The sequence below is a fragment of the Thalassococcus sp. BH17M4-6 genome (assembly GCF_049323015.1).
Classification (GTDB): Bacteria; Pseudomonadota; Alphaproteobacteria; order Rhodobacterales; family Rhodobacteraceae; genus Puniceibacterium.
In genome coordinates this window covers 1-8,636 of record NZ_JBMPGU010000032.1, presented here as the reverse complement: position 1 = coordinate 8,636, position 8,636 = coordinate 1, and the positions used below count along the sequence as shown (strand labels likewise).

The 8,636-nt window shown below is 52.9% G+C and carries 9 protein-coding genes; 1 reads left to right on the top strand and 8 read right to left on the bottom strand.

Annotation, left to right across the window (positions count from 1 at the left end; all coding sequences use genetic code 11):
• Nucleotides 1-26 precede the first annotated feature (26 nt).
• Nucleotides 27-1,186 (bottom strand): IS3 family transposase gene (locus ACOXXX_RS21575; protein WP_422828696.1). Its coding sequence is split into 2 segments (ribosomal slippage): nt 27-937 and nt 937-1,186, totalling 1,161 coding nucleotides; the frame shifts between segments, so codons are not numbered across the junction.
• 223 nt (nt 1,187-1,409) lie between these two features.
• On the opposite strand from ACOXXX_RS21575, the gene ACOXXX_RS21570 reads away from it, so the two are divergent.
• A complete protein-coding gene (locus ACOXXX_RS21570; RefSeq protein ID WP_422828695.1) occupies nt 1,410-1,724 on the top strand; it encodes a hypothetical protein in 315 nt (104 codons plus the stop codon).
• Between the two features lie 138 nt (nt 1,725-1,862).
• Here the strand turns inward: ACOXXX_RS21570 and ACOXXX_RS21565 are convergent, their stop codons facing one another.
• The 7 genes from ACOXXX_RS21565 to ACOXXX_RS21535 form a co-directional block, all read right to left on the bottom strand.
• On the bottom strand, nt 1,863-3,023 hold the full coding sequence (locus ACOXXX_RS21565) for a DNA cytosine methyltransferase (protein WP_422828694.1): 1,161 nt from the start codon (nt 3,021-3,023) through the stop codon (nt 1,863-1,865).
• Nucleotides 3,023-5,935, bottom strand: coding sequence for a BpuSI family type II restriction endonuclease (locus tag ACOXXX_RS21560; RefSeq protein ID WP_422828693.1), 2,913 nt, complete (start codon nt 5,933-5,935; stop codon nt 3,023-3,025). The genes ACOXXX_RS21565 and ACOXXX_RS21560 overlap by 1 nt, the downstream gene beginning before the upstream one ends.
• Nucleotides 5,935-7,215, bottom strand: a complete 1,281-nt coding sequence (locus tag ACOXXX_RS21555) for an Eco57I restriction-modification methylase domain-containing protein (RefSeq protein WP_422828692.1) — start codon at nt 7,213-7,215, stop codon at nt 5,935-5,937. The genes ACOXXX_RS21560 and ACOXXX_RS21555 overlap by 1 nt, the downstream gene beginning before the upstream one ends.
• Nucleotides 7,216-7,521: 306 nt before the next feature.
• Complete coding sequence (locus ACOXXX_RS21550; RefSeq protein WP_422828691.1) at nt 7,522-7,773, bottom strand: type II toxin-antitoxin system Phd/YefM family antitoxin; 252 nt, start codon at nt 7,771-7,773, stop codon at nt 7,522-7,524.
• A 163-nt stretch (nt 7,774-7,936) separates the two neighbouring features.
• Nucleotides 7,937-8,236, bottom strand: a complete 300-nt coding sequence (locus tag ACOXXX_RS21545) for a hypothetical protein (protein ID WP_422828690.1) — start codon at nt 8,234-8,236, stop codon at nt 7,937-7,939.
• Complete coding sequence (locus ACOXXX_RS21540) at nt 8,237-8,443, bottom strand: hypothetical protein (protein ID WP_422828688.1); 207 nt, start codon at nt 8,441-8,443, stop codon at nt 8,237-8,239.
• A 48-nt stretch (nt 8,444-8,491) separates the two neighbouring features.
• A partial coding sequence (locus tag ACOXXX_RS21535) for an IS3 family transposase (RefSeq protein ID WP_422828697.1) occupies nt 8,492-8,636 on the bottom strand: 145 nt, incomplete at its 5' end.

Sequence of the window (8,636 nt, the reverse complement as noted above, 5' to 3'; positions counted from 1 at the left end):
TGACCTGCCCCCCGAGGCTCCCTCATTCATAACGAGAGTCTGCAGGTCTGGTTTTCATATTCTTGGTCAGTGTTCTGGGCAAGCGCGCCGGGCGCGGAGCCCTCAAATTGCTCAAGCGTCCGGCGGGCTTCTGCGGGTGTTTGATTGCTGAGCGATGAGTGCGGTCTGACGTTGTTGTAATCGTACCGCCAGAGCGCCAGCTTTCGCCGGGCATCATCCAGGTTGTCGAACATCTCCTCGTTCAACAGGTCATCGCGCAGGCTGCCATTGAATGACTCGATAAAGGCGTTCTGCTGAGGCTTGCCCGGGTCGATGTAGTGCCAGTCCACGTCTTTGTCGTTGGCCCATTTCGGGATGGCCCGACTAGTGAACTCTGTCCCATTATCGCTGACAATGCTGGCGGGCTTGCCATAGATGCGAACCAGCGCATCCAGTTCCCGCGCCACACGGGTGCCTGAGATACTGGTATCGGCCATCAGGCACAGGTTCTCGCGGCAGCAATCATCGTTCACTGCCAGGATGCGGAACCGGCGTGAAGCACCGAACGTGTCGGATAGAAAGTCCAGGGACCAGCGTTCGCCGGGTCTCAGTGCTTCTGGCATTGGCGTCCGCGTTCCACGCGCCCGTTTCCGGCCCCTTCGTCGCCTGACGCCCAGCTTCTCCTCGGTGTAAAGTCGATACAGCTTCTTGTGGTTCATGATCATCCCCTTGCGCTCCAGCATTACTCCGATCCGCCGGTAGCCGAAGCGACGGCGCTTGGCCGCGACGGCTTTCATCTCCTTGCGTATCTCGGGGTTATCCGGCGGGCGTTCGCGCCGGACCGTCTTCGGATCGACACCGACAAGTCGGCAGGCCCGGCGTTGCGAGATATCGTGATCCCGCATCGCGCGACGCGCTGCCTCTCGCCGCTCATTCGGCGTCGTCAGCTCTTTCCCAGCAAATCCTTCAGCACGACGTTGTCCAGCATCGTGTCGGCCAGCAGCCGCTTGAGCTTGGCATTCTCGTCTTCCAACGACCTCAGTTTGGCTGCGTCGGACACCTCCATGCCCCCATACTTCGATTTGAACTTGTAGAACGTGCCCTGGCTGAGACCGTGCTTGCGGCACACCTCGGCCGTCGGCATTCCAGCTTCCTGTTCCTTGATCATCCCGATGATCTGCGCCTCGGTGAAACGGCTCTTTCGCATTCGTTTGCTCCTTCAGAAGGTTGAGCAAACTCTACATCACAACGAGGGAAGTTTCGGGGGGCAGGTCAACCTCACTGGATCGCTTCCTGACGGAACAAGGCATCCGGATCAAAAGTGAAAAGCGTGGGGCCATCGTGGCGCGTTGGTATCGGTCTCTCACCCATGGAAAGGAGATCAAGATGGAAGACGTTCACACTTGGATCGAGCTGTTGAGGGAATGAAAATGCACATCACGGACCTGCCGCATTGGCAAAGACAGAAGATGGCCGTGATAGAGCGGCTACACAGAGACCTCGCCCGCTACACGGACCCGATCTTTCAGATCGTTCTATTCGCGGCAGTGACCTATCTGCCTTGTTTCGGACTGTTGATGATCAGTGGCGCAGTGCCTGTTGGCGCACTCGCCGCGCTGTTGGTCATCTCGACCGCCGTGCTTGTGATCGCTTCACCAGCATTCGCACTGGCGATCACGATCGAGGCGTACTTCAGACGCCATATCGCGCAACTTCCACGACCGGCGTCGCACGGCTCCAAGTAGGTTCATAGTTTCATTTTATGACGTCCGAATTTTCCGATCTCATCCTTTGCATTGGCAACGGTGCGATGTTCGCCCGGCTGCAGGATCATATCCCGACGCTGCCGGATGAGGCGGCACAGTATGCGGAGTTCGACTTGCTCAATCAGAATGAAGCGAGCCATGAGGCGCAGGAACGCGGGGCATGGATACAGTTTTGAATTTGACGTTCATCGAGCGTAGTAACTCCCTTGCTACGGCATGAGCCATCAAGGATGGAACTGCATTGCCTACAAGAGCATTTCGATCGTCTTGAGCACCTTGCTGCGCGATACCAAATCTATCCGGCAACGCTTGCAAACGCATTGCTTCACGAATGGTGATTAGTCGGTCTTCCGTTGGATGAAAGTTTGCGCCCACATTGGGACGGCGGAAGTAAGTGTTGATGGTGTAGGCTGGACGGTCCGGGTGAAGTCGCCCGTAAGTGGTCGTTCGGCCCCCAGTTTTCTTGAATTTCAATATCCGATTTGTTGAGTGTTCATCCGGAACATCCATGTAATTGCCGCCCGGCGGGATGAAGCTAACAAGCAGTTTGTCTGTTTTCGACATGCGAGGAGCTTCATGGAGCGTAACTTTTGATGAACCCCTGCGCATCAGAGACGCAAACGAGGACTGGGGAGGGCTCACATAGTCCGACTGCTCTCCCTTTTTCACAACACCTCCGAGATCACAAAGCGCAGGCCATGACCCAAGACCTTCCTCAACGGAGGTTTCGCCTATGACGCTTCTCGCAAATTGTCTTGGTGATGGCGCGGTGACCGGACCGACCATTGAACCCACGATAAAGACACGTTTGCGTTGCTGAGGAACAAGGTACTCTGCAGCGTTTAGCTTCATGACAGTGACGAAGTAGCCAATCTCTTGCAATTGTTCGGACAAATAATCAGTTAGTCGCTGACCGTTCATTCGTGCTGCAGCGAGACCTGGAACATTTTCCATCACGAAACCTACTGGTCTCTTCGCGCGAATGATCTCCAGAAAACTGAATACAAGTCTACCACGTTCATCATTGGGTTTACGTAGACCGACCAGGGAAAATGATTGGCAAGGTGGGCCACCAATGATCACGTCGGAGTTCGGTATTTCAGCCAGATCAAGCTGCTGAATATCCGATTGAACCATCTGCCTTCCAAAGTTCATTGGATAGGTTGCCGCAGCTATTGGCGATAAGTCCGAAGCCCAATGCACCTTCGCCCCGGCCCACTCAAAGCCTAGGTCAAGACCGCCGATGCCGGTAAAAAAAGAACTGACCGACACGGACATTAATGATTTCTTTCTTCATGTAAGTCATGCAGGCGATCCCAAACTTCTAGTAGCAGCGCATCTGCATCCGAGCATACCTTTATCCTAACCAGTTCCTCAGCAAAGAGGCGATCTAGATCGACCAACTCATTCTGCAATTCAGGTCGAACATCAGTTCTGACAGGGTAAGGAAGCGCACTGAAGGCCACCTTTATCCTATCTCTGCCGCTGGGTGATATATGCCTTGGGTCTAACACCCAAACATTCTCTAGATGATGCTGCTCTAGGGATCGAGCACCCTCTCGGTTGTTCGCTTCAGTCTCGAATTGCAAGTGCCCAAAGCTAGACATCAGCCAAGCGGCTATGAGAGCTACCGAGGTTTCGCAATCCAAACCGTTCTCGGAGTCTTCAACCAAACAGCCACCATAGCTCAAGAAGTTGCTGGACAGCCTCACTTGGCGACCTGATGGATCAAACGCAAACTTGTTCAGGTGAACCCTGTGCCCATTACGCTGTTTTCTAGGAATCACTAGCTCACCCGCATAAGGCTCCCGGAGTGAGTTCCACAGTTGTTGCGGCGGTAAAACAGATTCATCCAGTCCGACCAATTGAGCGATGCGATCAACATAAAGACCGGTTGCCGCGTCGTTTCTCAACGATTGTACGGCTTGCTCTAGTTGGCCATCCCATCGGCGGCGTCGCTCACTAAAAAAATCGGGCGCAAGGTTCTGTGATCGTTGCAGGGGTGTCTCGATTGTCCAGTCCCTACAAACATCATTGATCGTGAGCTGGTAATTGCCGATGCGGTCTGCCTTGTTGATAGCATAACCCCGAAATTGATCTGGAAAATTGGAAGCCAGTTCTCTTAGCTCTTCATTTTCACTTGAGGATAATTTTGCACCAATAATGGTTTGAAAAGCATTGCCGTTTGGCTTCTTGGAGCGCTTTGGGCCATATTGCGTCCTCTCCGGGAACTCGAACACGGCAATTCCACCGCCTTCTTTAGCCAAACTGCCGCGTCTAACTCGGCTAAACATCGTAGGCAGCTTGACAAGCGGCCCTTGCCTAAATTCGTTTGAAAGCGATGCTGAAAAGTGCTTCTTCCACGATCCGCTGGTGAGATCTGCTTGCAGCCGCCGTTGGACCGTCCACCCATGTGGAACATTTCCACCCCTGATGGCTGCAGCAGCCTCTTCAGCAGCTGTACCCGCTGGGTTTTCAACGCGAGCAAAGCTTACACAGTGGGCTGACGAAGGGGCTTGTTTTTGCACGACGACCATAGATGTCGCAATCATCAGGTCTTCAAAAAAGCGACTATGAGGATAAGTAACTAATCCCAGAATTGTGCACTCGCGCAATAACAACTCTCTGATCGCGCTGGTTGCATCATTGTGGAACCAGCGATTATCCAACACGATGCCGATTGTAGCGCCCGGCTTGGCAGTATTTATCAGGTACTCCACGTAGAGCGCGAAGATGTTTGATTGCCCTTTGTCGCTTGTGACATCTGTGCCTAAAGACTTAATGGCCGACTGATAGTGCTCGCGAAGAGCTGCTGGGATTGGCGCTTCATCTTGCACTTCGTACCGCTTAAATGGCGGGTTCATTACGACAACGTCGGCTTCTTCGATTTTCGCTTTTGAGCTAAACATGTCGGCGACTTCGATGCGACAGGGAGCGTGAATCGAAGCTAACCGAGGCTCCTTGAGAACAAGCCTCAATGCCGCAATCTTGGCCGCGAGCGGGTCGGCCTCCAGGCCTATTGTTTGACCGAGCGCTTGCTCGTGTGCGACGCCATTCGACCGCAACCAATCGTAAGCAGCGGAAACTAAGTTGCCCTCGCCGCAACCTGGATCCAATATTAGACTGGAGTCGTCTTTAACTGACAGCGCTACTAGCAATGCTGCCAATTCGGGATCAGTTGCAGCTTTACCTCGTGCATCTCTCACCGCAGACGGACCGGATTCCTCAATTAGGCTTTCGGGCAAGGAAAAGCTGTCTGGACGATTTGATGCAAGTAAAGACACGTCTTCCTTGGCCAGGGTTTTCAGGTAGTTTTCAACATATGGCTGTACCTGAGTGTCGTTCTCGAAACCCAAGTACACCGGGGCAATGTTGTCCTCAAACACTCCCTGAAAATCGATGGTTCTGAGACGAGAAAGAGAGTTCGCTGCCCCTGCCAGCGTAGTGCCCAAGGGTCCGACTGAGGCTTTTTGTGGGTGGTCATAGCGATGAAGCAACCCTCGCAAATATTCTGCGATCAAGCATCGAATCAGCATTTGGCGTCGAGCATTCAACCGATAATCGATCGTGAAGTACTCTCGAACTACCGAAGGAACTAGGCCTGCATTACCATCCATTGCTGGCGCAAAGATCAATTCTTCTGCTTGATGATAGGTGTCGCGGGCGATCCTAGGCCAAACATGACTGAAACTCGGGTCGCGAACGTCGCGAGCAGCAAGGATCAGAGACTTCAGGTTTTCAATAAATTTGCCTTTGTGCTCTTGCTTCGGGCTTGATGAAAAGAAACCTGACTCAAACTGCATGCCCTCAACCTGGCAATCGCGCGGCGGCAATCCATCTCTGAGAGCGAAACCTTGCGTTACTTCAAGATTGGTAACGCAGAAGTATCGGGGCCAGCCCGCTCGAAAGTACGAGGCGTTGGCTTCAGCATATCCTTTGGCTTGAATCTGGTTGCGCTCTGACTTCACGGCATCTGGGCGGCGCTTTATTTCCACAACGATTATCCATCGGCCCGTGGCAGTATCGGCAAGTACATAGTCGGGCACTACTCCAACACCCATGCTACTCGGGTGATGTAGCCATTTGTGAGTGGAGCTCATACCTAGCTCTGAGAGCGCCACCTCTGCGGTTTCTTCGAACGCAGGATGGAAAGCTCCAACTTCGTCTTCAGTGTACGAAAGCCAACTCATTATTTTGAAACCGAGGGCTGCTTGGCAGCTTGATCAGATCGTTCGTACTCTGCAGCAACATATTCAGGATCAAGAGTGGATTCAGACAACACCGAATGTACCAGTTCATCAATTCGGCGAACGATCGGGGCACTAGGATATGATGCTTCCACGAGTTCGCGGCCCAAACCTTTCATACTTTCAAGATCCATCTTTCCCCATGGTCGCAGATCCAGGACATTCGCTCCGCGGTATTCAAAAAGTTGCAGCTTAGCTAAACCGGAACCTTGGTTTCTTGCCTTGTTCATCAGCCCAATGACGCTTGCCGTAGAATTGATGGCCGCAAGCCAAGCAAAATCGTCAATATTGCCCCTTGGCGTTGCTCCATAAAAATTGTCTGAGAAGGCGCGGCGGCCTGGGTTGAATACATGGCGTGGACGATGACGCAGGTAGTAGTTGAACAACAATGAATGCCTAGGTGGAGGCTTGTGAAATACCCAATCTTCCGGACGTTCACGCGCCCAGTTCAATATCGAGACATTGCTTTCCGGTTCTGCCGACGCAGCTCGCAACCTTTGTTCAAGAACAGCTAAGGCTTGCCGGTTTTTTGTGCCCTTCTCGATAATCAGAGCAGCTTCGGGGTGCTCAGGAGGAACAGCATAGCCTGGTATCTTTGCAACCTTCTTGACGAATGGTGTCGAGCCTTCACGAACTTGGTCTTCGACGTTGCTTAAGAAAAAGTTCGCTTGCTTTAGTCGGAGACCTCTGCAGGTCACAAACAGGTCGTCAATTGAAGCAAAACCCTCTCTAGTTGTGTTTTTCACAAGCGAAATACGGGCGTTCTCGGGTTTTCCGACTTCGGCATAAATAATTGTAGCATCGATCAGTCGGCCATCGAACGGTGTTGCCGGAGCCGGTTCCGTCCACCACATTCGGCATTTGCTATCAAGCAGCTCTCTCAGCCAGCGACCATAGATTGTTGACTGCCAGGAATCATAAACGATGCAGCTCAGTTTTCCGCCGTCCTTAAGATCGAATAGTGCTTTGGCTATGAAGTAAACGTACAGGTTTGCTGTGCCTGGAATCGAGACGCCGAGCTCCTTTTTCAAACCCTCCCGGTAAGTGCGCTTGTTCCGTATCCATTCTTGGCGCACGTAAGGCGGGTTAAGGATTGCATAGTCGTATTCGCCATTCACAGGCGCTAGAAGGTAGTCTCCACAAATAACTCTCAGATTGTCCTGAGGCGAGGTACTTTCGCATTGTCGGCACATCGTTTGATCTATGTCTATCGCATCAATCATTATTGGCTGCGACCTGATTTCATTTATCGCCATTGGGAACGTTCCCGGTCCAACGCATGGATCCAGGACCAAGCAATTCCTGTTAGCTTCAGCAAGTCCCAAACCACTTGCCATTTTTCTAGCCAACGAAGCCTCTGTGAAGACTTGGCCCAACGCGATGGCTTTGGACTTGGGTTTCCTTGCTTCACTCGGAGGTTCCCCGGAAACGGTCAGTTTTCTCGATTTTTGCAGCATTAGAAGCGCGACCACTGTTGGCTAAAGTTGCATTTACAAACTGAGACCAGGGGATTTCTAGAACTTCGAAGTTTAAAGCTCATTGTCTGACCCTAGCGCATCGCTGTTTTTCAATATCTTAACGCCGCTCAGCCGCTCATAGTGCTCGACTGAGACCACCACCACGACTGGGCGGCCATGCTTTTCGACAACGACCGGCTCTGCTCGAGCTTCATCAATCAACTGGCCAAAATGGTGTTTTGCTGCTCGTGCAGGGACTTTGCGCATTATCTTCCCCCGCCTTTTGGTTTTGGTCAAAATGACCACAATTTTCTGGTTGGTCAATGCGTATTTTGTCGGAGACTATGAGCGCTGCCTCGCGCCCCGGCTTCACTCGACTTTAGGCCAAACCGTGTCGCATACCTGATTGCAGTTGCCTCATCTGCAATTGCAACTTTTTCCAGTCTTTAATGCCGCAACCCCCTCTCTGCATGCGCCTCCTGGCTGTCTAGCTGTCCCTCAATCTCCCGGCGGCGGCTTTCGCTAAGGTCAAGCTCTGCTGCAAGCTCTCGTTCAGCGTCTTGTAGCTCGCCTCGTCGTTCAGCAATCCGCTCAAGGCCTTCATGGACGCGGCCTGCGAACGAATGAGCAAGGTCACGCAGTCTTTCAAACCAGCTAGTTCGTTCTCGATCCTGCCAGTCGAGCGTGTCTCCAAGGCGGTCAAGTCCTTCGCGGAGGCCTCTGAGGCCGTAACCAACCGCTCGACGCAGGCGAGCAAGTCGCGCTCCAAGGCTGTCAGTTGGGTCATCTAATCCTCCTCGATCCGTATGCAGGTCACGTGTCGTCCGTCCATCGTGCAGGTCCGCAGGCGTGTCTTCGACGGGTCCAGGATCAACCATGTCCCCTCGGGCCGCTCGATCCGTGTTAGACCCATCTCGGTCAGTTCCGAGCATGTCAGATGCACCGTCCAGAAAAAGCTCGCGGCCATCATCGAGGCGATCGCTGTCAGCACCATCGTCGCAAGATGGACCTGTCACGCTTTCGTGCCGCTCCGATTGCTCACTTATGCAGCCTTTGCTTTGAAGGCCAAAGGGCTTTTCCAGCCGAGTGCTGAATGCCTCCGTCGCGGATTGTAGAAGCCATTGATGTATTCAAAGATGGAGATCTCGGCGTCGCGACGTGTGCGCCAGGAGCGTTGCCACAGCAAC